The sequence below is a fragment of the Paenibacillus hemerocallicola genome, assembly GCF_006265175.1.
Classification (GTDB): Bacteria; Bacillota; Bacilli; order Paenibacillales; family NBRC-103111; genus Paenibacillus_AB; species Paenibacillus_AB hemerocallicola.
In genome coordinates, this window is sequence record NZ_VDCQ01000044.1 from 14403 (window position 1) to 38102 (window position 23700).

16 protein-coding genes are annotated in these 23700 nt (G+C 48.1%); 6 read left to right on the forward strand and 10 right to left on the reverse strand.

From position 1 onward, the window contains the following. The first annotated feature begins 121 nt into the window (after positions 1-121). Positions 122-394 (forward strand): helix-turn-helix transcriptional regulator, encoded by a 273-nt coding sequence (locus FE784_RS25820; protein WP_139605151.1) that lies wholly within the window; start codon positions 122-124, stop codon positions 392-394. A 557-nt stretch (positions 395-951) separates the two neighbouring features. Here FE784_RS25820 and FE784_RS25825 read toward each other — a convergent pair. After that, positions 952-1692 (reverse strand): SDR family oxidoreductase, encoded by a 741-nt coding sequence (locus FE784_RS25825; protein WP_139605152.1) that lies wholly within the window; start codon positions 1690-1692, stop codon positions 952-954. A gap of 222 nt (positions 1693-1914) precedes the next feature. On the opposite strand from FE784_RS25825, the gene FE784_RS25830 reads away from it, so the two are divergent. After that, on the forward strand, positions 1915-2496 hold the full coding sequence (locus FE784_RS25830) for a TetR/AcrR family transcriptional regulator (protein WP_139605153.1): 582 nt from the start codon (positions 1915-1917) through the stop codon (positions 2494-2496). Between the two features lie 45 nt (positions 2497-2541). On the opposite strand, the gene FE784_RS41125 is transcribed toward FE784_RS25830, so the two are convergent. Beyond that, a complete protein-coding gene (locus tag FE784_RS41125) occupies positions 2542-2679 on the reverse strand; it encodes a hypothetical protein (protein WP_176706516.1) in 138 nt (45 codons plus the stop codon). A gap of 88 nt (positions 2680-2767) precedes the next feature. Then, positions 2768-3346: a TetR family transcriptional regulator gene (locus FE784_RS25835; protein ID WP_139605154.1), complete on the reverse strand. Its 579-nt coding sequence runs from the start codon at positions 3344-3346 to the stop codon at positions 2768-2770. A gap of 155 nt (positions 3347-3501) precedes the next feature. On the opposite strand from FE784_RS25835, the gene FE784_RS25840 reads away from it, so the two are divergent. Continuing rightward, positions 3502-4182 carry an SDR family NAD(P)-dependent oxidoreductase gene (locus FE784_RS25840; protein ID WP_139605155.1) on the forward strand — a complete coding sequence of 227 codons (681 nt, stop codon included), beginning with the start codon at positions 3502-3504 and terminating at the stop codon, positions 4180-4182. 254 nt (positions 4183-4436) lie between these two features. Here FE784_RS25840 and FE784_RS25845 read toward each other — a convergent pair whose 3' ends face one another. The 3 genes from FE784_RS25845 to FE784_RS25855 all read right to left on the reverse strand — a co-directional run bounded on the left by FE784_RS25845 (position 4437) and on the right by FE784_RS25855 (position 10899). Beyond that, positions 4437-6551 (reverse strand): S-layer homology domain-containing protein, encoded by a 2115-nt coding sequence (locus tag FE784_RS25845; protein WP_139605156.1) that lies wholly within the window; start codon positions 6549-6551, stop codon positions 4437-4439. 38 nt (positions 6552-6589) lie between these two features. Next, the gene (locus FE784_RS25850) at positions 6590-7366 is read right to left on the reverse strand and encodes a stalk domain-containing protein (protein ID WP_139605157.1); all 777 of its coding nucleotides are present in this window, start codon (positions 7364-7366) and stop codon (positions 6590-6592) included. A 197-nt stretch (positions 7367-7563) separates the two neighbouring features. Further along, the gene (locus tag FE784_RS25855) at positions 7564-10899 is read right to left on the reverse strand and encodes an ATP-binding protein (protein WP_139605158.1); all 3336 of its coding nucleotides are present in this window, start codon (positions 10897-10899) and stop codon (positions 7564-7566) included. Between the two features lie 176 nt (positions 10900-11075). Between FE784_RS25855 and FE784_RS25860 the strand changes: the two genes are divergently transcribed. Next, a complete protein-coding gene (locus FE784_RS25860; RefSeq protein ID WP_139605159.1) occupies positions 11076-11396 on the forward strand; it encodes a hypothetical protein in 321 nt (106 codons plus the stop codon). 280 nt (positions 11397-11676) lie between these two features. On the opposite strand, the gene FE784_RS25865 is transcribed toward FE784_RS25860, so the two are convergent. Beyond that, a complete protein-coding gene (locus tag FE784_RS25865; protein ID WP_139605160.1) occupies positions 11677-12225 on the reverse strand; it encodes a pyridoxamine 5'-phosphate oxidase family protein in 549 nt (182 codons plus the stop codon). Between the two features lie 225 nt (positions 12226-12450). On the opposite strand from FE784_RS25865, the gene pdxR reads away from it, so the two are divergent. Beyond that, entirely contained in the window at positions 12451-13881 is a 1431-nt protein-coding gene (pdxR, locus tag FE784_RS25870; protein ID WP_139605161.1) for a MocR-like pyridoxine biosynthesis transcription factor PdxR, read from the forward strand. 370 nt (positions 13882-14251) lie between these two features. Here pdxR and FE784_RS25875 read toward each other — a convergent pair whose 3' ends face one another. The 3 genes from FE784_RS25875 to FE784_RS25885 all read right to left on the reverse strand — a co-directional run bounded on the left by FE784_RS25875 (position 14252) and on the right by FE784_RS25885 (position 22730). Further along, a complete protein-coding gene (locus FE784_RS25875; RefSeq protein WP_139605162.1) occupies positions 14252-20458 on the reverse strand; it encodes a metallophosphoesterase in 6207 nt (2068 codons plus the stop codon). A 273-nt stretch (positions 20459-20731) separates the two neighbouring features. Continuing rightward, the gene (locus FE784_RS25880; RefSeq protein ID WP_139605163.1) at positions 20732-21559 is read right to left on the reverse strand and encodes a metallophosphoesterase family protein; all 828 of its coding nucleotides are present in this window, start codon (positions 21557-21559) and stop codon (positions 20732-20734) included. A 25-nt stretch (positions 21560-21584) separates the two neighbouring features. Further along, positions 21585-22730: a substrate-binding domain-containing protein gene (locus FE784_RS25885; protein ID WP_176706517.1), complete on the reverse strand. Its 1146-nt coding sequence runs from the start codon at positions 22728-22730 to the stop codon at positions 21585-21587. A gap of 226 nt (positions 22731-22956) precedes the next feature. Here FE784_RS25885 and FE784_RS25890 point away from each other — a divergent pair, with 226 nt between their 5' ends. Beyond that, the gene (locus FE784_RS25890; protein WP_139605165.1) at positions 22957-23511 is read left to right on the forward strand and encodes a type 2 periplasmic-binding domain-containing protein; all 555 of its coding nucleotides are present in this window, start codon (positions 22957-22959) and stop codon (positions 23509-23511) included. Positions 23512-23700 lie beyond the last annotated feature (189 nt).

Consider the following 23700-nt stretch of genomic DNA (forward strand, 5'->3'; position numbering starts at 1 on the left):
CTCTCGAAAAGGGAATAAAATGTGCTGACGCCGTTTTTCGATTTCTTATGTGGAGCCGTTTTTTCGCCAGACGCTCGATTTCGATTCCCATATGAAGCTCTCTGTTCTGGAAGACGAAGAAATGAAGCAGCGTCTGGATCGTATCGTCGGGGAATTCAGCCGCAAAGCGCTTGGCTATCGAATCTCCGTTAAAGCACAGTTGATCGACATGCTGGTGTGGCTCAGTCGCCGCTACGAAAAGCGCATTATTGCCCCGTCCCCGCTCCGGAGTCAACCCGCCGCCATCAAAGCCGTATGCGAATTAATCGAGCAACACTACGCGCAAGACATCAGCTTGGAGCAAATTAGCCGCATGTGCACAATGAGCCAGTCCAGTTTGCCAAAAACAAAATGAGTGTACCCGTTATCCTCTTCATATAAAATCACCTCATGGACAGCTATAAATTGGCTTTCAATAATTCCACCTGATATATAAAGACGAACTTATGGAAAATAATGTTTCAACTATACTGCCCGTTCGTAACGAAGCGTGCCGAATGACAGTCAGCCTCGCCGCCCCACTTTCCCATCATATGCAGCAACCAGCGCCCGGTGTTTTTCGGCGCCGTGAGTCCGAGCACGCCGTGGTTGCTATTTCTGCCTTCGTCGGGAATGTCACAATGTTCTTGACACAAAACAGGAATGTCACAAGGTCCTTGTCATCGCCCAATGTCAAGAACCTTGTGACATTAAACAAAAAAGTCGCGATTTACGCGACTCGTAATGTAACAATGAATCCTCTGCATATAGCTTACTGTTCTGCTGTCAATCCACGGTTGATCCGTTCGAAAAAATAAATTTTTACGATTCACTCTTTATTATCCCTTCAAAAGTCGCAACAAACGATTGAAAGTTTTCTCCGGCATTGCCCCAGCCATAAGGATAAATCCCGATCATCTTGTTTGGAAATGTTCAAGACAACGCGGTCGGCCTAACCATAATTTCGCTGATTAGGGTATCATCAGGTTCATTAATGGCAAACGCGATGGCTCTAGCAATACTGTAAGGAGAAATCCCTTTGCCGCTGAGCTGATTGGCTATCGTCTGCACTTCCGGGCTTGTAATGCTGTCAAAAAGTTCGGTCTTCGTCAGACCTGGAGCAATCACGGTAGATCTAATACCCGAAGTCGAAGACTCTTCCAAGCGCAGTCCTTCCGAAATGGCTCTAACTGCAAACTTTGTGGCCGCGTATACGGCAGATGTCGGGGACACATGATAACCGGAAGTAGAGGATAGGTTGATGATATGACCGGACTGCTGCTCCCGCATGGTAGGCAATACCGCTGCGATACCGTATAAAACGCCTTTGATGTTCACATCTATCATTTGATCCCACTCTTCTACTCTTAATTCATTCAGCCTCGAACTCGGCATGACCCCTGCATTGTTCACCAATACATCAATTCGGCCATACACACTTAAGGCAAACTTGGCCAAATTCTTCATATCTTCGGCAGAGACGACGTCTGCTTTTACAGAAACGGCCTCGCCGCCACCCTGTTTAATTTCATTAACAATCGCATGCAGACGTTCCTCTCTTCTGGCTGCCAATACCACCTTTGCGCCATTTTGTGCCAACAACTTCGCTGTAGCTTCTCCTATTCCGCTGGAAGCCCCCGTTATAATGACCACTTTATCTCGTATATTTTCCATTTGTTAAATGCTCCTTTACCCAAAATTTTTCTTTGAGATTCTGAAATGGGTGGACTAAGTTAAGTTTCTATTCGATATTAAACGTGTGTTGTATATTTAACGGCCGTTGATTAATATTATAGACAGAAGCCCTGATTACTCAATGGTTAATTGATGCGTATTTGTTTTATATACAACACCACCCCCAGAATTGTTGATTATCTGTAGGAGGTAACGAAAGGAATGGAAAACGCGGTTAAAACCGATCGACGTATTCTCCGAACCAAGCAGTCCATAACTAAGTCGTTTCTGGAGCTTTTTTCGGAAAAAGATATTGAACAAATCACTATTAACGAGATAGCGGAGCGTGCCAATGTTAACCGCGGCACCGTTTATCTGCATTACAGTGACAAATACGACCTTTTGGACAAATGTATTGAAGATCACATCAACGAATTGATCTCGTTGTGCAAGAAACGGGAGGCCAATCCGGTTAGCCAAGGAATGGTACATGAGCCCAAACCGGTTTTTGATTATTTTCGTGACAATTTCCCGTTTTTCTCTGCTATGTTTTCCAATCAAAGAGCTTTTCTATTCCGAGACCGATTGCTGAATTTTATCTCAGTCAATCTTATGGATAAAATGGAAAGGCCGGACAATAAGCCCGTTATCGACAATGAGTTAAAAGCCCAATTCATGGCCTCTGCTTTTATTGGCATTGTGGAGTGGTGGATACGTCATCAAATGCCGCATTCCACACAATTTATGGCCGATCAGGTTAGGAATTTATTTGAAAAGAATCAAGTTTACCCGAAGGTTCATTGATGTCTTCAGAGCTATATCCTTTCTGTCACAAGGTTCTTGTCATCGTCATCGCCCAATGTCAAGAACCTTTGCAGTCAGATATGTTTCTCCATAAGCAAAACGAAAAAGTTCCGAAACCAACATCATAAATCCCAAGTTCCGTTTATCGGTTTCATACAGTTTCCAAAGTTCACTTATATTCATGATAAAACCTCCCATCAGACCTAGTACATCTAGGTTTGCTACCGATGAGAGGTTTTTTTGAACTGTTGCATTAAACTAGCGTTCCCCGTTAGCATAACGATTTCTTGGAAGACAAATACCCACCTAATACCAATAACGAGACCTTCGAGGCTACTTCCTCTTGATTGATAGTTACGTTCCCAGAAGCCCATTGATAAGCGCCCTCATGTATAATGTTTGCAAAAATAGGCACATAAAAATTTTTTTCGCTATCCGTATAACTGCTTTCTAGACTTTTCGACAAGTATAACTTTAACTCATTTACTACGTTCTCTTTCAATTGTGGTCCGACTAAACCTACATAGCTGCTGCGACATTGTATATTCGGTTGATGATAAGAGTCGCATACCGCTAATACGAGTTGATTAATGCTGTTTTGATCGAATTTCACGAGACCTGATGTGCGTTTTTCAATGGCAGTCGAGGCGGAATCCCCTATAATGTAGTCCAAGAAATCGTACTTGTCACTGAAGTGCGCATAGAATGTTGCCCGATTAACATGTGCTCCTTTTGTTATATCCGCTACTGTTATTTTTTCAAAATCCTTTTCGGATACCAATTTAAAAAAGGCATTAATCAATGACTTCTTAGTATGTGTCATTCGTACATTCATTACTTTTGACGCCATTTCTTTCACTCCCTGCCCGACAGTTTATCGATCTTGTTGCTCTAGCAACATTCATACATCTATTGTTGGTTGCTCCATTAAATCAATGGCTGTATATTACTCATTAAAGCAACACATGTTAATTTAATATATCACTGATAAGGAGTTCGTGAAAGATGAAAACTATTGCAATAATTGGTGCAGGACCTGGCTTAGGTCTGTCTCTCGCCAAAAAATTCGGAGAGAAAGGATTTAAGGTAGCCGCCATCTCGCGTAATCCTGAGAAATTATCAATTATCGTGAGTGAACTTAAAAAGCTGAATATTGAAGCGCAGTCCTATGTAGCAGATTTAACGGATCTGGCTGCTTTAAAACAAGCCATACATGCTGTTAAAAAGGATTTTGGTAATATTGATGTGCTAGAATTTAGTCCTTATGCCGGGTGGGGCAAATTTACAAATGTATTAGAAACAACACCCGAGAGCGTATTAGATCAAGTAAACAGCTATTTGCTGCCTGCGGTTCTTTCTGTCAATGAAGTATTACCAGACATGATAAATAACCGTTCAGGGGCACTTCTCTTTACTACCGGCTTATCTGCAATGTTCCCTTTACCATTTGTCGGAAATGGCGGAATCGTTATGTCGGGTATTCGTAACTATGCTACAAACCTTTACAATGAGTTGAAAGAAAAGAGTATATACGTCGGACATCTTTCAATCGGAACCTTGATACAAGCCGGCACGACAGGAGATCCGGATGTCATTGCAGAAACATGGTATAACTTATACGAGAAAAAGGACCACTTTGAAGAAATATTCCCGCAAGGGTTTGACCCAACTAAATTGTCAAATTAATAATAAAAGCGATAAGAAAACCATTCAAATTCTGGTTGTCTTATCGCTTTTATATTGTCAACAGCAAAGGTGACAGAAGCAACATTTTGTTCCAGTATCTATCGCATGATCCTGCCCGTTCGTTGAGAAAACGGCAGCCATTTGACGGGCTGCCGTTCCTCGGGTTTCATTGAACCACTATTGCCTAAGACGAAATTTCCGGGCTCCATCGTTTTATGATGAAGTAGCCACTTAGCTGATGTAACCCATCTGACCTAGCGCTTGATCATCAGCATCCGGATGATGGCTGATGCGGCTTCCGCACGGGTGGTGAGTACCTGAGGCGCGAATTGGTTGCCCGGAAGGCCGCCGACGATGATGATGCCGGTCTCCTCGGCCTTGGACACGAATGGTTTCGCCCAGGCCGGAATATCCGCATCGTCGGCGAAGCCGGTCTGATGCGTACGGTCTGCGGGCTGCCCGGAGGAGCGGACGACCATCGCGATCATCTCCGCATGAGTAATGTTCGCATTCGGCCGGAATGTGCCATCCTCATATCCGCTAATAATTCCGAGCTGCACCGCCTGCGCTACCGGATGGACCGCCCAGGTACCGATCTGGTCCTTGTCCGCGAAGGAAAGCGGAGCGCCTTCCACCGCCGGCTTCATCCCTTTCATGAGCATGGTCGCAAACTCTGCGCGGGTAACGCCCGCATCTGGCCGAAATGTGCCGTCTTCATAACCGTTAACGAATCCGTACGCCACCGCCTTGGCGATCTCTTCGTACGCAAGGTGTCCCGAAATATCGGTCAAGTTCGGTGCAATGACTTCTTTATTCAGCTTTAGACCGCTCTCGACCACCGGATCCGGAGACGGGGACTTCTCATCCGGAGTCCCTGTTACAGTCACATCGCAAATGGCAGTGAATTCCCCATCCTCCGTCTTCACTATAATTTTCGCCATGCCCGGCTTTTTACCCGTTACTCGGCCGTTGCTATCCACCTCGGCCACTGTACTTTCACTGCTGCTCCATATCACCCGTTTGTTCAATGCCGCATCAGGGATGATTGCGGCCTTCAATACTTCGCTGGCACCCGCTTGCAGGTCGATCGCATTTTTATTCAAGCTGACGCTTGTGGCGTCGGTACCGAGCGCGTACAAAGTTTTCGGCGAGACCATGTATACCGTTCCGTCGGTTCCGACTGCGGGGCTGTATCCTCCAAAGCCCTTGGCGTAATATTGCCATTGTACTTTCCCTCGGGGATCAATCGCATAGAACCAATCGCTAACGGCTGTTGCGACATAGACCGTGCCATCGGCTCCGACCGCCGGAGTCGAAAATAGCGGTTGATTGCCGCCGCATACCGCTGCATTCGTCAAAAACGGTTTTCCGGCATCCATCCCCCATTTGACGGTTCCATCCGGATTGTAGGCGAGCAGCTTCATATCGGACCATATATAAAGGGTACCGTCTGCCCCGACGGCCGGCTTGGAATAGGTTTTAGTATCCGAGCTCCATTTTATCGAACCGTCCGGGTTAAGGGCATATAGAGAATCTCCGCCCGAGCTGAACGATTTCACATAGATCGTACCGTCGGCTCCGAGTACGGGAGGAATATAAACACCGCTTCCCTTTGCACGAAATGTCCATTTCTTCTCTCCATTCGGTTTGATCGCGTAAAGATCGCCGATTTTCGTTCCGATATAGATCGTCCCGTCCGCTCCGACCGCGGGAGAAGCCGCTTCGTTTCCTTTAACATGCCACTCCGGAGTGGCAATCTGCTCTTTCGCCTCAATGGCATATAGCCACTTCTTCGTCCCGTCCGGATGAATGGCATACAGCCCGCTCACTCCTGCTGCAAAAACCGTGTCGTCGCCGCCAACCGCCGGTGATTTAAATCTATACCGGCTCCACGAGCTGCAGTAGTCTCGGGCCACAAGAGGACCTTCCCTGGCGAATTCCCACTTCTGTCTCCCGGCCGGATCTATGGCATACACTTTACCATCGGCACTAGCCGCATAGATCATATCGTCGGAGCCAAGCACGGTGAAATAGACGATATCCGCCAATAAAATATCCCACTTTTTCGTTCCGTCCGGGTTGATGGCATACAGCCTTTTATTTTCCGCACCCAAATAGATGGTACCGTCGGAACCGACCGTCGGAGAAGTGGAGATGGCGGCGTCAATGCCGTTGTATGCCCACCTGACTTTGCCGCTCGGACTGCCTTTATCTCCCGGGATTATTAAAGGAATAGGTATAATATCCTGATATTTGGCTTCAACCTTTAGATTGGGTGCTGCCTCCGCTGCGGCAAGAGAAGGAAGTAGGCCTAAGCTCGATACCAGACCCGCCAAGAGGAGTCCGCCTGATTTCCGTTTGATTTTCATTACGAACCTCTGGACTAAGATCACGGATAAGCTTCCCCTCACTTCGTTGACGTTTCTTTCGAACCGGCGGACGGCGTTCCTTCCTTGGCGGCAGGATCCCCATTATCGAAATAAGAAGTATCCAAAATTCTTGCATAAATATAAGGGTTTGTATTCTCGCTTTGCACATGGATTTTGATTTTCTCCAGACCTTCGACATTGAAAACAAGCTGCTTTACGTCGTCATCCGGTTTAACGGCAAGCTTTTTCAGTATCGTTTGGGCCGTATTTGCAGCATTGTCGCTCGCGTTATACAGCGAAAATTCCACCTCGTGCTCCCCGGGGCTGACGACAGCGGCATCCAGGACAAGCCGTTTGTATTTCCGGTCGATGGTAAAAACGACGTCTCCGTATTGGTCGATCTTTAAAACCTCTTGAAACTGCTTGTTTTTCACCAGTGTTTCTTTGGAGTCTTTGGACAAAATCGCATAGATGTTGTCGATCTCCATCGGCATGGCAAAAATCGGCGTTTTTTCGGCAGGGCGGCCTCCGATATAAATTTTTTGGCTAACCGCGTCGTAGTCGATCTGTATTTTTAACGCCTCGGCCAAGGCGCGGACCGGCAAATAATTGCTTCCTTCATAATGAATCGCCGTCAGCGGGTTTCCGGATTCGTCTTTGGGCTGCCATAGCTCTCCTTTCAGCACAAACGATACGCCCCGGTTAAAAAAAGCGTTGATCGGCTCCAAATTGGCCGCGGCATAAGCGGATCCGTAAGAGCTTGCTATCACGGCGGCGACAAATACTGCAATCATAACCATCTTCTTATTTTTCACTTTCTTTTCATCCTTTCGTTATTGTATTCGGATTCATTGTAAAGAGCGGAGCGCTTCAAAAGCGCTTCAAGGTCCGCTTTGTCGCTTCAGCGCGTATCATCCTTGTGCATGTAAAAGAAGTCGATCCCTGCGGACCGACTTCTTTTATATATATGGAGTTGTGTTCATACAAAGTTTCACTTTCGCCAGTCAGTTATTCATTTCAAATAATGATCGATTTCATCCAAAATCTCGGGGGATACTTTTTCGGCTTGAGCGGCATCGGCTGCAAGAGGCGGCATTGGACGCGCCGCGGCTGCCGGGCAGATCACGTTTAGGTCGCGGCACCGTTCGAAATAAAGTTGTTTGCCCGACTTTCGGTAAAGCTCTTCATTCAACAAGTGCGCAGCGCTTCGTTGTTCCTGCGACCCGGGGTTCAGCTTCCACATCGCATAGCGAATGGATGCCTGTTCTTGCGGATCGGGATATTGCCCCTTCATCCGTTCCATCCGGTTCATCGCTTCTCCGGGACTGATCCGTCCTAAACCGGTGTTCAAATGCACCAGCAACACAAGGAGGTTGATCCCCATATCTTTCCGTTTGAGCCGGTTTGCGATTTGCAAAGCTTCTTCCGCTATCTCCGCAGCGCTTTCATACCGATTCTGGCGCTGCCTCAGTAAGCTCACGTAATACAGGGCTTCGCATTCGAAGTAGGGGGTTCGCAGCTTCTTGAACAGCCGAATCGAACGTCCGAGCAAGATATCGGCGTCTTCCAGCCGCTGTTGAGCCAGCAGGCAGCGTCCTTCATAACTGAGCATGATGGCCGCCACTCGCCAATCCTGGATCGCCACAGCTTCTTCGAGACAAAAAACGATGCAGGGCGTCGCCTGCGCGTAGTGTCCAAGATACCAATAGTACCGGCCCAACATCCCGTTGGCGTTGGCGAAGCCCATGCGGTCCCCGATCGAGCTGCTGATTTCCATTTTGTCCGCGATGAAGGCGTAAGCCCGATCCATCTCGTCCATGTCCATATAGATCATTGCCAGCAAACCCATCGCTTGCTCAATCGAATATTTGTCCTTATTTTCCGTTGCGACCGAGATTTGCTTCTTGATCCAGAAAATCGCTTGGTCGTATTCGCACTGGTCATAAAACAGATGGCCAATAATACCGAACAATCGACAATCCTCGCGGCCTTGATTTTCAGCATCGGCCAGCTCCATCCTTCTGTCCAAATAATATAGCACGTTGTTGTAGTTTCCCATGTAGTAGTGCAAAATTCCGAGCGTTGTATAAACGAAAGTCAGTCCGGAAGGATCGTCCGTCAACTCAAAGCAGCGCAGTGCCCGTTCCAAATAAACATTCGCTTCCTCATAGTTCCCCTGCAATCGCAAACAATTGCCCAGTGCCACGTCGCAGAGGGATCGTTCCCGGAGCGTTGCGGAGTTTCCCGAACGCTCCAGCCATTGCCTGTAGCTCTTCTCCGCTTCGATCCAATTGCCGACGATAATCCATGCTTCGCCGAGCTTCATCAGGTAAGGCAAAATTTGTTCGGACGGAAGCAGGAGGCAAAGCTTCCGGTAATATTTGATCCTCGTTTCGTTGGCGTATATATTTTCGGCGACAGAGGCGGCCAGCTCATAATAAGGAACGGCCTCTACGCCCATTCCGGCAAGCTCGAAATGATAGGCGATTTCCGCTGCGGCAGGCTCAAGCTGCCTGTGATGGAAAGCGATCAGCCCATGTGCGATTTGCAGGTGATACTGCCTTCGTCTGCTCTCGTTCTTCCGATTGTACGCGACACTCCTTACGATATCATGTGTAAAACCGTACTGCCTGTCCCCAAATTCCTGCATAATCTTCAGTTGCACCAGCTGCTCCATTTGTTCGAGGACCATCTCCTCTTTCATTTCCATTACAAGCGCCATAAGCTCCGCCGATACGGGTCTTCCGGCCGCGGCCGCGACCGAAATAAGCTGCATGCTATCGGGCGAAACCCGGCTTAACCGAGCTTCGACGACGGATTTCACCAAAGGCGAAAGACGATAGCTGCTCTTGCTCCTGCCCGTTTGCCATTCCCTCATCGTTTCCACAATGAACAGAGGGTTGCCTCCGGTGTCCGCGTATAAACCGGACGAATTCAGGTCCGCTAACGGAATGCCGACAATAGCGGCCATCAGCCGTTTCGTATCATCCTCGTTCAACGGAGCAAGCTCGATTTCCGTTATATTCCGTTCGATCCGAAGTCCGCTAAAAAAATGGCCGACGGCATCATCCTCGTACTCGTCGTTCCTCATCGTCGCGATCACCAACAGTTTCGCTTTGGAGCCGCTGCGAAGAAGATAGGAAATAAACTGCAAGGTTTCCTTGTCGCTCCATTGGATGTCGTCTAGGCAGAGCAGCAGCGGTTGTTCGGCAAGCAGCATCCGTTCTATCGCTTCATACCATTTGTTCAGCTGCCAGCTTTCCCGAATCGGCGTCGGCATCGGCAAGTCCGGAAATCGTTCGAACAACTCCGGCAGCAAGCGGGCCAGTTCCGACATCCAAACCGGATTCATCCGGGGCAACGGAAGGCTCCTGAGCCAGCCTGTCACGGGAGTATAGGCCAGCGAACGTACGGTCGGGTAGCACCCGGCAAATGCGGTTTGAATTCCTTGGCTCTCTACCCATGCCTTAAATTCGAGAGCCAATCGAGTTTTGCCGATCCCCGTCTCTCCCTTCAGCAGCAGCATGGAGGTCCCCCCCTCCTTGGCTTGCTGCCAAACGCTCAGTATGCTTCCCCATTCGTCGATTCTGCCAATAAGCGGCGTTTGGCTGCACCCGGCTGCCGCCTGATAATCGCCACCGTTCTGTAACAGCTTTCTATACAGCTGCAAGGTCTCTTCCGCGGGAGCAATCCCCAGCTCGGTTTTCAAAACGCGGCTCAACTGCTCATACACTTGCGCAAAACCTGCCATATCCTTGTTCAAGGCGTTCAGCCGCATCAGTGTACGGTACGTTTCCTCCCTGAATTTGTTTTGGATCAGCAGTTTATTCGCGAAAACCAGGGCCGACGAGAACTCCCGCTGACTTTCCAAAATAGCAACAAGCTTGTCGAGTACGTTCAAATACGTTTGCGCCAGCAATTCCCGCTTCTCACTCAGCCATTCCTCGTAAAATCCGGGCAGAAGCTCGCCCCGGTACAGCTCTTCTGCTTTGAGCAGCTCGTAGAGTGTGTTTCCTTGCGCCGCCTGTTCAAATTCACGCACATCCGATCGGCAGGGCAGCTCCTGCTTCCAATGCATGTACGCGGTTGTAACTGTAATATATTGGTCGATTTGAGGAAGGCATTCCCGGAGATCGTGAATGAGTTTCCGCAAGTTGGAAAGGGCTTGTTTCTCGGTGGAATCCGGCCAAAAATCAAACGCAATGCGCTTCCTGCTTTGCGGCATGTCATAAGTAAGGATCAAGTACGCCAACAGCAGCACTGCCTTTTTGCCGGGAATTTCCATGACGGCCGCATCGTCGAGGGCGATTCTCAAACTGCCCAATAATTGAAAGCTGTAGCCTGCCAAAATGATGCCCCCTTATCCATTTAGCATGGTTCGGCCTCTGCCTGCTCTTCATTCAAACTTATCTTAAACAGTCATCCTGTCAATAGACTGGAAGGACTAACATTCGCCGATGGCAGACGCGGCGATCGAAATCTAGCACGGATCGCGTATGGCGTTATGACCGTCTGAACAGAACCGTGCGGCTTCTTCTGGAGGAAGCGCGTGAAGAGGAGGACATCGCTCGGATCGAGTTGCTGCTGAAAGTTTCGAATGCGCCTGGTATTGCCGCCAATCGGACGCCTCCTGCCGGACTCCGAAGCGGCGGCGACAAGCAGCCGCGCCAACAGCCCTCCCTTTCCGGCACGCTGTCCAACTTTGACGAATCCGCCCAAAATAAGCTGCTGTCGGCATTGGACGCGCCTGGTCCAAACAGCGTGGAGACGGCGCTTTCCTGGTGGCGCAGCAAAATATCGGAGCCGGGAACGTCCTCCGATGCGTGGCACCTTCACCTGCTGTAAGTCTGCTACCTGATCGTGCGCCGCGCAGAAAGGGGCGATAATCGGGGAGGAAAGCGCGAAACAGTAATAGCGGAAATACATACCGTTTCCAGTATTTCCGGATGGATGAACGAATCTGCCCATTAAGTGAGCGAAAGGCTGCCGATCGTGTCGACAGCCTAATAATGGCGCTTTTTGAACAAACGTTGACGACTCATTCGGCATGGCTAGGCAAGCAGAGACGATGTGTGCTGCCGAAGAGAGGGATCGGCCTAGCGCAAGTCGTAATAGTACTTTGTCGTTAAATCTCTCGTCCGACATTCATGACCGTTCTATACATTTTTTCTGCTTCAACAGGACTTTCTTTTGCCGTCACATGCTGCGGGATTATCCGGCAAACTTGAACCGGCCCGCCGAATACAGCCGACCTATACTTTTCCACATGCTGCTTGGGCAAGGAGCGGTTATAATAGCCGGGTACATACTTATTGATCATTTCCTGAAGTACACGGGTGGCTTCTTCCAAATCTTTGATCGGCTCTGCTTGTCCAAATATCATTACGCTCATATAAGCCGTATCCGTTTTCGCAGGTACCGGATCCGTAATGGTTCCGTATTCCTCACATACCGTAAAGCATACCTCTGGATTTGCACTCATGACCTGATTACGTCTTCCATCTCCAGCTCCGTGAAAATAGAGCTTCCCCTCAGTCCATACATAATTAAGCGGTACAACATAGGGCAGGTTCCCATCAACCAACCCAAGATACCCAATTCTCGCTTGGTGAAGGAAATTTTCAATTTTCTCTTGATCCTGGCATTCCCTGATCTTGTAACGAACCGAATCCATTTCAAAATCTCTCCTTCATTCATAAGATATGATATTCATTCCACTCCAATTGTCCTAACTCCGATACTCTTCTTGAGTGCAGCAACGACCAGATTGCAAATACCAGTGTTATTACGATAATATAGCAGTGAATGGATTGTGTTTACACATCCAAACATCACGGTTATATGCAATCCATAATTAATATTATAATGATTGGAGCTTCTCTATTTGGAGGTGTGCACGATGATGAAAGTAATTCGTACTGATAAGAGACCGATCTGGCAGCAATTGCTTGATCAAGCGATTCATAATATTACAAGCGGAATCTGGGCCCCAGGAGAATTGTTGATTCCTTCCCGCGAACTCGCTCACTTGGTAGGTGTCTCTCGCTCAACTATACAGATCGTCTACGAGGAATTGCTAAGTCGAGGCTATACGGTTACATCTCGCCGAGGAGGAACGCGAGTTAGTAAATGGAATCAAGTCACTGAGTCTACGAAGGAAATAATAGAATACGGCCCCATCCCCCCCTCACTTCCCTTGTTGAACTCGGCGGTCGATCAATTACATGACTGGTTCAGAGGCAAAGAACATGGAGAAGTGGATATTGATTTTAGTCCCCATGAACCTTATTTGGATGGACAATTTCAAAAGAACTGGCGACAATCGCTTCTCCACGCATCCGCTGCAATGGATTTATCAAGCTGGGCTTACGGTAATCCCTATGGATTCACACCATTACGCGAGCAAATTCAGCGTTATTTATCACTTGAACGAGGAATCCATATCCAAACCAATCAGATTCTGTTGACCTCAGGAGCTCAGCATAGCATTGACTTAATCGCACAATCGCTTCTATCAGATGGGGACACTGTCTCTGTAGAAGATCCCGGTTTCCCAGCTGCCTGGATGGCGATGAAATATAGGCGTATGAATGTGTTGCCTGTTCCCGTTGATGAATATGGTCTTGTGGTTGAGCGTATTCACCCACAATCCAATCTGATCTTCGTGACCCCTTCGCACCAGTGCGCGGTCGGGGTCGTTATGTCGGAGCCGCGTAGGCAACAATTGCTGCATAAGGCCGCTCAAGAACAATTTTGGATCATTGAGGACGATTATGATAGTGAATTTCGATATCGTGGGGAGCCGCTTCCAACTCTGTTTAGCCAGGCATCTAAAAATACCTTGTACCTCATGAGTTTTTCTAAAATGATTGCTCCAGGCATTCGTATTTCGGCTATCGTTGGCTCTGTAGAGGCAATTGCTCAACTAGCCAGGGTCCAGGAGCTGACTTACCGTCATCTGCCGATTATGGATCAGCTGACACTAACCCACTTCATCAAGAATGGGCATTTTATGCGCCATATGAGAAGAGTCAGAAATGTGTACCGACGAAGGCACGAAGCCATGACAAAGGCTATTATGGCTAGCGGCTTAGGGGAGCGTTTCACACTAAGTGGAGTAGAAACGGGATTGCATATGTTACTTGAAGCTGAAGAGTCATACGACGAAGAAACCGTGGCAAAGTTAGCTCTTCAAAAGGGAATGCGTGTATATCCTCTTGGACCCTATTGTTTGGAAAGCAAACGAAAGGGATGGGTGTTGGGGTTTGCAAAAGTAGATGAAGCATCGATTGAGCAGGGGATTCATCGTCTTGCGAAGTTGATCTTATAGGGTCATTTCACAAACTAATTCACTGGCCCTCTACGCTCTTTTCATCCAAAAATTTATGATAAGGTTCAGCCTGTCACAATTAAACTAAGAAGAGTAAAGGTGTCGTACTGTGCATGGCGATTGCACGTCGATTTGCATCAAAATAGTTTCTAATGATAATTCCGATTTCACAGCGTTATCCTTATTGAATTAATAAAGCGATATATCAACCTGGGTATGCTTCACTCGGAAAAGCCCACTCTATTCTTTTCATTCTGCGTCGTTCAACAACCTCGTAGTCAATGGCGATTTCGTTCTTTGAAATAATTGGATTTTGAAGGTGAAATAAAAAGCTCCCTTTGGACCGTAACCAAAGGGAGGCTTTGTTAGTTTACTTAATGAACGCTTTAATAAAGTTTGTGAAGATTGTGGCGACACTTGCTCTATCGGCATTTGCCTTCGGTGCAAATATGTTTTCACCTACACCGCTTATAATACCGTAGCTTTGGATCCGTGTCACAGCATCTTTTGCCCAGTTGCTCACTGTACTTGCATCTGCAAAATCCGGCTGGCTCGTGCTGGCCAGTATAATGCCCTTATGCTTTATATAGTTGTTCAGCATTAGAGCCATTTGCTCACGAGTGATTTGTGCATCAGGGTCAAATCTTCCATTGCCTACGCCTGAAACAATTTTCTTATCTGTTGCCCAAGCGGCTGCCTTGCCATACCAAGCATGAATGTCAACATCGATAAATTCGGATGTCTTGTAGCTTGAAAGGTCTGCTCCCTCCATATTCGCAAGTACCAATACAAACATGGCTCTTGTCATTGTCATATCCGGAGCAAATATGCCATCGCTTACTCCGCTAAAGAGCTGGCGAGCTGTAACGAAGTCCACTGCCCCTGCATACCACTTTGTGCTTTCGACATCCGCAAACTTTACTTTATTGTAGCCAATAACATACCTTGAGAAGTGGCTAAGCGTCATCTTGACTGTACCAGTTGCAGCATCAAATCTCGCCAGTACCTGTTGAAGATTTCCGTTATCGTCCAAATAATAGACGACAATTGCGTTTGCATCTTCTCCTGCTTTTAAACTGTACGGAACTTCAACGGTTGCATGACCGCCATTGAAATTCGACAGCTGGTCATCGCCGCTAGTTACCGTAAAATCATATACCGGTCTGTCCGCAACTTTTTCCAGGATAGCTGCAGGCACGGAAAGTGCCCCCGGATCTACAACACTTGCAGAAACTTTCACATCCGCCTTGGCTGCTCCCGCAATTGTTTGTAGAGCCTTGCTGTCGAAGGTGATTGCTGCAACAGGTGTTGAAATCGCAAGTGATTCTGTCTTGCCGTCGGCTACCGCTCCTATAGAAAGTTTTGGAATAGTCAATTCCACTGCCTTTGCATCGGCCGGAGCTACTACCTTGATTTCCACTTTGCCGCTTGCAGCTTCCGCGAATGCAAGTGCATCTGCCACTGCTTTTTCCGTTACGGTGGCATAAGCTGTGCTGCCTGTAGCGGTTTGTTTAACTTCCATTGTAACTGTGATGCTGTTATTTTCCGTTTCGGACGGTTCCGGCTTTGGAGTTACGGTTCCATTGTTATTGCCGCTGCCCCCGCTGTTATTGCTGCTACCGCCGCTACTATTGTTGTTACCCTCACTATTATTGCTTCCGTCGTCACTACCATTGTCGCTGTCGCCGCCGCTTGGCATGTTTTCATACCCGGCTTTCAATGTAACCTGGCTTGCCGGCATCGCAAATGCAAATGGATTTGCTGTGTAACTTTCATTTGCTAGACCTGTCGCTGTCCATTTTACAAAGCGTTGTCCGTTTGGAACAGAAGCCTTTACCGTAACCTGCGAGTCTTGCTTAACCTGTGCAGGACTGCTTACCGCAATTCCATCTACGGTAATAGTGCCTCCATCCACAGTCAGGGCAGAGACTTTCCTGTCTTCTACTGTCAAAGGTATGGTGTATACAGTGGAGTTCAAATCTGCAAAGGTTATAACAAGGTCATATGTCCCTGGAACTAAATTACCATACTCGGGAAGCTTGTTTATGTCATCATATGCAATTTCAAGCCGTTCCGGAGGTGCGCCATAGCCTGTGCTTGGGAACCAATAGCCGCCGGCGGCATCAAGAACCAGTGCATTGTCCTTCATGATCTTCACGCTGTTTACAGCTTTCCGCCAGTTTTCCGGTTGGATTCCCAAAGCGCCGCTGCCAAAGTCTACCGTTACCCAAATATGCGCTTCAACAGCCCTGTTGTAATATGCACTGGTTGAGACAAGGCTTGGAGCAACGCCGGAAGTAGCGTCGGACAGCTTGAAGGTGACGTCAATCGAGTGTACGGCGGTAACATTGTCAAAAATAAATTCGCCTGCCGCTGCCGCCGCCTTGTTTTCCACTCCGTCAACTTTTACGGTGTCGATTTCAAAATATTTGTTTGGAGTGAAGGTGAACTTCTGACTTTGTCCGCGCTCGACCAAAACATAACCGTTTGGAGAAATGGTCCCGCCCGTATTTGCCGTTGCTATTACGGTCACGAAGTTATCTTCCGTTCCCCCGCCAACATCAATAGCTCGGGGTACGGGTACGTTGTTTGTTGCATCCCAATCCCAAACCTTGGTAAAGTCCCATCCCAACGCCTCGAAAGCTGTTTTTTGCGCAAGTTCAGAAGCCGTCTTTCCTACAAAAGCTGCGGTGATTCCTGTAGGCAGCCCACTTGTGCTTAACTTGACACTGTCATAGTAGTTGACTTGATTCGGGTCGATGATTGGCCTGCTGCCGGACCAATAGCCTGCTATTTTACCAGGTGCAGCCTCGTATACTGCATTGGACACCGAATTGCCAGTAAAGGTTTGGAGCAGACTGCCTGAAGAACCGCCCATATCACCTACAACAGCACCGAAATATTGACCTCCGACAAGCCCTGTGACCGTACCCTTCACATAGTTATTAAGAATAACTTTTCCGGTTGTCGTATCTCTTTGGGTAAGCGGCGAACCTGAACCGTTCCAATTTGTACCTCCGATCAAGCCGCCAACCGTATTTCCATAAACTTCTGCGGTTACGGAGGAATTTTGCACAGTGCCCGCATGGAGCAAACCTACAATACCGCCCGTATAGCCGGCACCGGTTACTTTTCCATCCACATAGCTGTTTTCAATCGTGCCGATAGAAGTTCCCGCAATGGAACCCGTGCTATTGACGCCGGTAATATCTACATTCACCAATTTTACATTGGCCACTCTGCCGCCTGCACCTATATAAGCAAATAAGCCAGTGTTATTGTTGCCGCTCAATATGTTTAGATTTCGTATCTTATAACCTTTTCCGTTGAATGTGCCTAGAAATGGAGTTGGAGTGGCGCCGCCACCGATTGCGGAAAATGACACGTCTTTCATATCGATATCCGCCGATAACTCGTATTTTCCGTCGATCGGATAGGCGGGTGTGCCAAAACCTAATGAAAATGCGACCAACTCGCTTGCTGTTCCTATTTTTACAGCTGTTGTCCCGCTGCCGGCAAGAGGTGTGACTTTAGCCGTGGCCAAGCTTGTTGCGACTCCGTTATAAAACCCTGTTCCCGTGGCGACGGAGCGCAAATACAAACCTACATCCGCCGTTTTGATCGAATAATTCGATGAAGCTTCTCCTGCGATGGCTGTCCACGTCGTGCCGTCTGTTGAGCGTTCCCATCTGAAAGTAGCGGTAGCGCTTGATGGAGTAACGGATGCATTCAGGGTTTGTCCTTCTTTAGCAATCCCTGTAACCGCAACATTCGTTATCGTCAACTCGTTGACGTCCTGCGGGACCTGAGGATAACTCCATGCCGACAAATCGGGAGTACGCGGTTTGTTTGTAACAAGTGCGTTGCTATCCCCGGTTACCAGAGTTCCATTGGAATCATATCCCTTGCTCGTCACTCTGATTTCGCTTGGTGAAATTGAAATATTCGAGAATCCTGGTCCTATTGCTCTTACATCCACATACGCAACGTTTGCAGGGTCTTTTGTGTAATAGGTTCCGCGTCTGTCGTTATTTCCGGAATAGCTTGTGATATAGGTTGTTCCGTTGCCGTAAGTCTGTGGCTCAATGATTGCGCCATTGGCATACAGCTTCGTGCGGACATAGAGGTGGTCGTGTCCCATAAGCACCACATCGACTCCCGCTTCATCAAAAGCGCTTGTCCAGGATGCGACAGGGTTTGCCATACGGTATCCGAAAAGAGATTTGTGTATGACCGCAACACGCCATTTGGTCGGGTTTTGTTTAACGACCGACTTCATCCAATCCTGCTGCGCTTTGATTTGCGCGGCGTTGTTCTGGTCCTGGTAATCCATCATTAAGAAAAGGGTATCGCCATAAACAAAGTAGTAGTTGCTAGACTCAAACTGCATCTTGTCCATACCCGCTACCATTCTTTGAGTACCGTCGCCTCCGCCGTAATATGACGCGCCGTTTTTAGGCGGATTGTAGCGTCCCAGCAGGTTTTGCAACGTGGGGTCCACCGGGTTCCAGCTGTTGTTCGGCGCCCAGCTATTGCCCGCACCGTCGTACTCATGATTTCCTGTCCCCATATACAGCGGAACACGCGCGAACGTATCGGCGTTTGACTCAAAAAAACCGTCCCATTCCGAGGTGTCGAACCCATAAGTAACCTGGTCGCCCGAGCTCAGAATAAACGCAGCATTCGGGAAATCAGTAAATGCTTGGTTGAGAGCTTTGTTGTTGTGATTGACTTTATTGTTACTTGCTGCATGAACGTCAGTAACCCAGTTAAAATTAAATGTATCGAGATTGCTGGCAGGAGTTGTAAAGCCGACCGGCGATTCTACGCTTGTAACATTCGTCGAACCGTCACCGACGGAATATACATATTCCGTGCCAGGCTCCAGTGCGGCCGTTTCCGCCTTATGGCTTTGTACCGGCGCAACAGAGTACGCAGTCCCTGCACTATTATAGTTAGCTTTTGAGATGGCGCTTGAAAGGTCTACCGCGTTATTGGTTCCTACAGCAACATTGGTAAACTTTCCGCCATTGCTTTCAAAGTCCGATTTTTTGGCATAATACAGTTGCGTTGTCTTAGTTGTTACTGGCGTTACCCAGTTAAATCGTGCGATATACTTGCCTGACTCTTGTTTAAAGGAGTCGAACAAGTAGGTTACGGAGGTAGGCGCTTTGCCTCCGCCTGTCGGTTGGGTGATCTTATTCCCTGATTTGGTAATGGTGAATTCATCGATGACACGGAAAGGATTTTCAGAGCCTGTAGCTTTATAGTACGCTTTATAGATTATCGCATTGCTAGTAACCTCCACCTTGCTGTACACGCCTGGTGAGTAGATGGCCCCGCCGCCCGTGCCGGTTTTGTTTATGCGAAGGTCATAAAAATAGTCATTCCAGGAAGTGTCACGGCTGGTGTCCAGACTGTAACCATAATTGTAAACCGATCCGCCTATGACATAGGTAGGTGCTTCGCCGAATTTTGCTTTTTCAAAGCTTCCTGTACCTGGCGCAGTAGAAGTTGTCTTTAAAGTGGTTCTAGCATAGGCATGCTCATGACCGTTGAATACCAAATCCACGCCTGCATCGGTAAGTTTTTTACCTGTTACATTGTCGATTTGATAGTGACTTGAACCCGGGTCATAGGGTGGAACATGAAGATATGCGATTTTCCATTTCTTAGTGGTTTTCGCAGCCTCATCCGCCAAAAATCCCCATTGAATGGCGTTGTCAGCGGAAGAAGCAAAAGAATTAAGAGAAATAAACAAGGCGTCTCCATATTCAAAGGAATATACTGTTCCATCTGCAGCTGAAGACAGTCCGCTTGGTTTCCGCAAAGATGTATGGTTAAATCTTGCTTTATACTGTACAAAATCTCTGTCATAGGATGCACCGTCATGGTTACCCGGGGTTGCCATGATTGGCAGCGTATCTAAAAGGTTTTGGGCTGCATCAAAGAAATACTGCCATTGGTCAGAAACATGCCCATCCTCTACCACATCGCCCATATGAAGAAGAAACGCAGCATCCGGTTCATTTGCCTTAATATAGTCGTATAACTTAGCTGTATTGTCAAACGCGCTTACGGATGTCCCCTGTGTATCAGGGGTGATAACAAAAGAAAACGGTTTCTTGCCGTTAGAATCGACAGGAGACGTAAAGCTGGCGGTAGCACTATATCCGCTACTTGCGTTGCCAACTTTATAATAATACTTTGTTCCAGGAGTAAGATCCTGAACAATAACATTAAAGGAATGGATAGCTTTAAAGCCAGTCCGCCTATTCTCAGGAAAAATATCTGTGGCCACTGGAGAGCTCATTGTTGCGCTTTTTATTACACCACCAACCAGGTCGGATGATGTGCCATAAATAATTTCTGAATTATTCACCGTCGGATCCGTTACCCAATTAAAACTCATCGCCGATTTGCCTGCTTCTGCCCCCCCGGCTATACTCATTGCAATTTGTGACGGAATGGCCGCAGGTGCTGCCGCACTTGCTGTCATAGGTGCTGCAAGTCCAGAAATAACTAAAAGCACTGCTAAAATTGCCGAAATTAGTTTTGACGCTGATGTTCTGTGCACTTCAAGCAGATCTCCTCTCAATTAGATATACGGCCATTATGATCACTGTATATTAAATCTAATCGAGTATTATTTTAAGATTGTGTTAATTCTTATATGATTATTATTTAAAAATAACCGCCTTCCAAGAAGGGCGGTTATTTTTGAATAATCCATACTTTTCGGGATAACTTGCATAAAATCGTTTCGGTATCCGTTGTGCTGCGCGACTGCCGCTAGAAAGCTAGAAAGGCATGTTAGCCGGCCTTTTCAGAGCCGGCATTCTTATCGGCCCTAATCGAATTCCTCACGGATGTCGATTTCCAGATCCGTTTGTTCGTCAATCTCCCCGCCCGGACGATGGAAACCTTTCAGTCGATCGTGCAGCGCTTTGGCGCTTCGGAGCAGCGAATCGCCACCCGCATCGATTGTCCGAATACGAACCTGATGCCCGTCCAGCTCGATCAAGCGAAAGCACGGACGGCAAAAGGCCGCGGCCGTCTGGATAAACCGCCACTGTCCTTGATGGACAACCGAATGCGTATGGGTATGGCCATTAAAATAAAACCCGGGACCGCCGCGCTCCCTCAGAAGCGGACGCATATCCTGATACGGCATGAATGGTCGCTCCCCGCCAGGCGAGCCGGAGGTCGTTTCGGGTACCGGATGGTGACCGAAGACGAGGATCGGCTTGTCCATCGAACGGGGTATTTGTTCACGAAGCCAGTCCCACTGCTCGGCATCCAGCCCCCAACCGTGCAATTCCGCTTCTTTGGTCGTATCCAAAAAAACGAGAAGCGCTTCGTCGGTTTCCATAGCCCCGTACCTCGGTTGGCCTGTTACGGTCAATAGCTCGCTTTTGGGCATCGAGAGGACATCGTGATTTCCGAGAACGCTGCGGAATGTTGCGCCCGCGTCGTCGAAGTACTGCTGGAGGCTCTCGAATTCTTCGGCAAGTCCCATATGGGTTAAATCTCCGATCGATATGTAAAGGTCGGCCCCGTTGTCCAGTATCGTCCGCACATAATTATCGAAAAAAGAGTCCCTGTCATTAAGGAGCGGCGCGTTATCGTCCGTGGAGGCGAAATAATGCAAGTCCCCTATCAAAACAATCTTCAACATGTCGGCATACCCCCATGTTCTATGCTTACTTTGATATTTGCCTACTGCGAGGCGCGGTAGATTGGCGTACGATAAGCTCGGTCGGCACTTCCATTTTTCGACGCTCCTGCATCGGATCCTCGATCACCGAAACGATCAGGCCCGCCGCTATTTTCCCAAGCTCGTATTCGTGTTGGACGACGCATGTTGGCGGAATTCTGGAGAAGCCGGACAACTCATAGTCGTCGAAAAACACGACGGACAGCTGCTCCGGTATACGCAGGCCCATCTCTTCCGCCACTTGTATGACATTCAAGCCGATACCCGTGTTGACGGCAAATATGGCGGTCATATCCGAGTTTTTCTTCAAAAATGTCTGAAGCCCTTTTTTCACTTCGTCGTCGCAGCGGCCGGTATGCATGATGCAGTTCACATCCCCCATAACCAGATGGCTGTCCCGAAGCCGATGCTCGACCGGAACGCCGTGATCGGCCAAAGCGGATTCATAACCGGCCAGCCGATCTTCGATGCTGCTGACTCCCCTATGCGGGGGAGAGAGAAAGCCGATGCAAGAATGACCCAATTGGATCAAATGCTCGACGGCGCTTCTCGCTCCCAGAAAATTGTCCGAAACGACACAGTTCAGGTCCAACCCTCGCAAATACCGATCGATCACAACCAAAGGGAAATGATCCAACGTAAGCCGAAGCACTTCTTCGCTGTAGGCGTCTCCCTCCACAGGGTAAATGATAACCCCCGCCACTTGAAGCTTTAGGACCTCCTCGATCACCTTCTTCTCCATATCGCGAGAGCCGTTCGTTTTGCAGAACAGCAGCCGGAAGCCCAGCCGCGCAAGCTCCTCCTCGATTCCATTGAGCAGATTCAGCATGCGGGTGGAGAAGGCCGTGGGCAACAGACAGGCGACCAGTTTCGGCCGTTCATGCCGCTCTTGGCCGGAGACGTCGCGGAATACGAAAGACTCTCCGGCATAATGGGGGGAAATATACGACCCTTTGCCCTGGATCCGATAAATGAATCCTTGCTCGATAAAGTCATCCAGCGCATTTTTGACCGTCAGCCGGCTGACCCGAAATAATGCGGACAGCTCGCTTTCCGAAGGCAGTTTGTGATCGGCCTTCCAGTTCTGTTTTTTCATTTCGTCCAGCACGTATTGCTGGATCTGTTTGTACATCGGAACCTTCTTGACAGGCCTGCTCATCTTCTCATCCTTTTCGACCAACTTATATATATAAAATATACAAGTTTACAAAATCTTATAAGCAAGAAAAACAAATCTCGATTGATTTACATAAATACCAGATATATATTGATATCGAGGCTAATGAAAATGAAGTATTCACGCCCCTAAGACGTATATTATCAAATATACAAGTTAATATCAAGATGAGGTGATCAGGGTGAGACAAGGATTTCTGGCGTTAGGCTTGATTACGGTCACAGCCGTTTTGGTTGCAGGCTGCAGCGCTGCCGGCTTCCATTCAGACAATGCGCAGGATGCCAAGAAGCTGACGAAAGGCTTCCAAAGAGGCCCGACGTACCCGGAGCGTCCCGGGGTCGGCTTGCAGGTTGACGCCCACATCCTGTCCGTCACTTCAGCCAGCAAGCATAAGCAGGAAGCTTTCCAGGTGCTCGCGACGGTCGTTTCCGACGAGGTTCAACTGGATATTGCCAAGAAAGGCAAAATTAGCGCCTTGAACGATCCGAAGATTCAGAAGGCGTTCGGGGAAAACTTGACCTTCGTCAATGGAAAAAACCTGCAGGCTGCTTTTAAGACAAAGCCAGCCGAAACGTTTGTAGCCACTGAATATATTAACGATGCCAAAACGGAAATACGGGCCGCCTTTAAAGAGGTTACCGAAAAGGGAAAGGACATTAATACCGCGCTCCGCGAAGCCGAGGAAAAAACAAATTTGAAAATCCAGCAAAAGGAAGCGGCAAAAGTCGTGAAATAATGTTGCAAGGAAGCGGTTGGCTGTTGGGAATCTGCGAGCATTGAGATTGGATTAAACACCATGATCTTTTTTTAAATCTCCGCATGCACTCCTATTGAGTTATACAAGGATTAAGCGCATATGTTTATGTCGAGGCCTTTCCGACACAAACATATGCGCTTGAAATAAAAATTCCCAATGCGTCAGGAC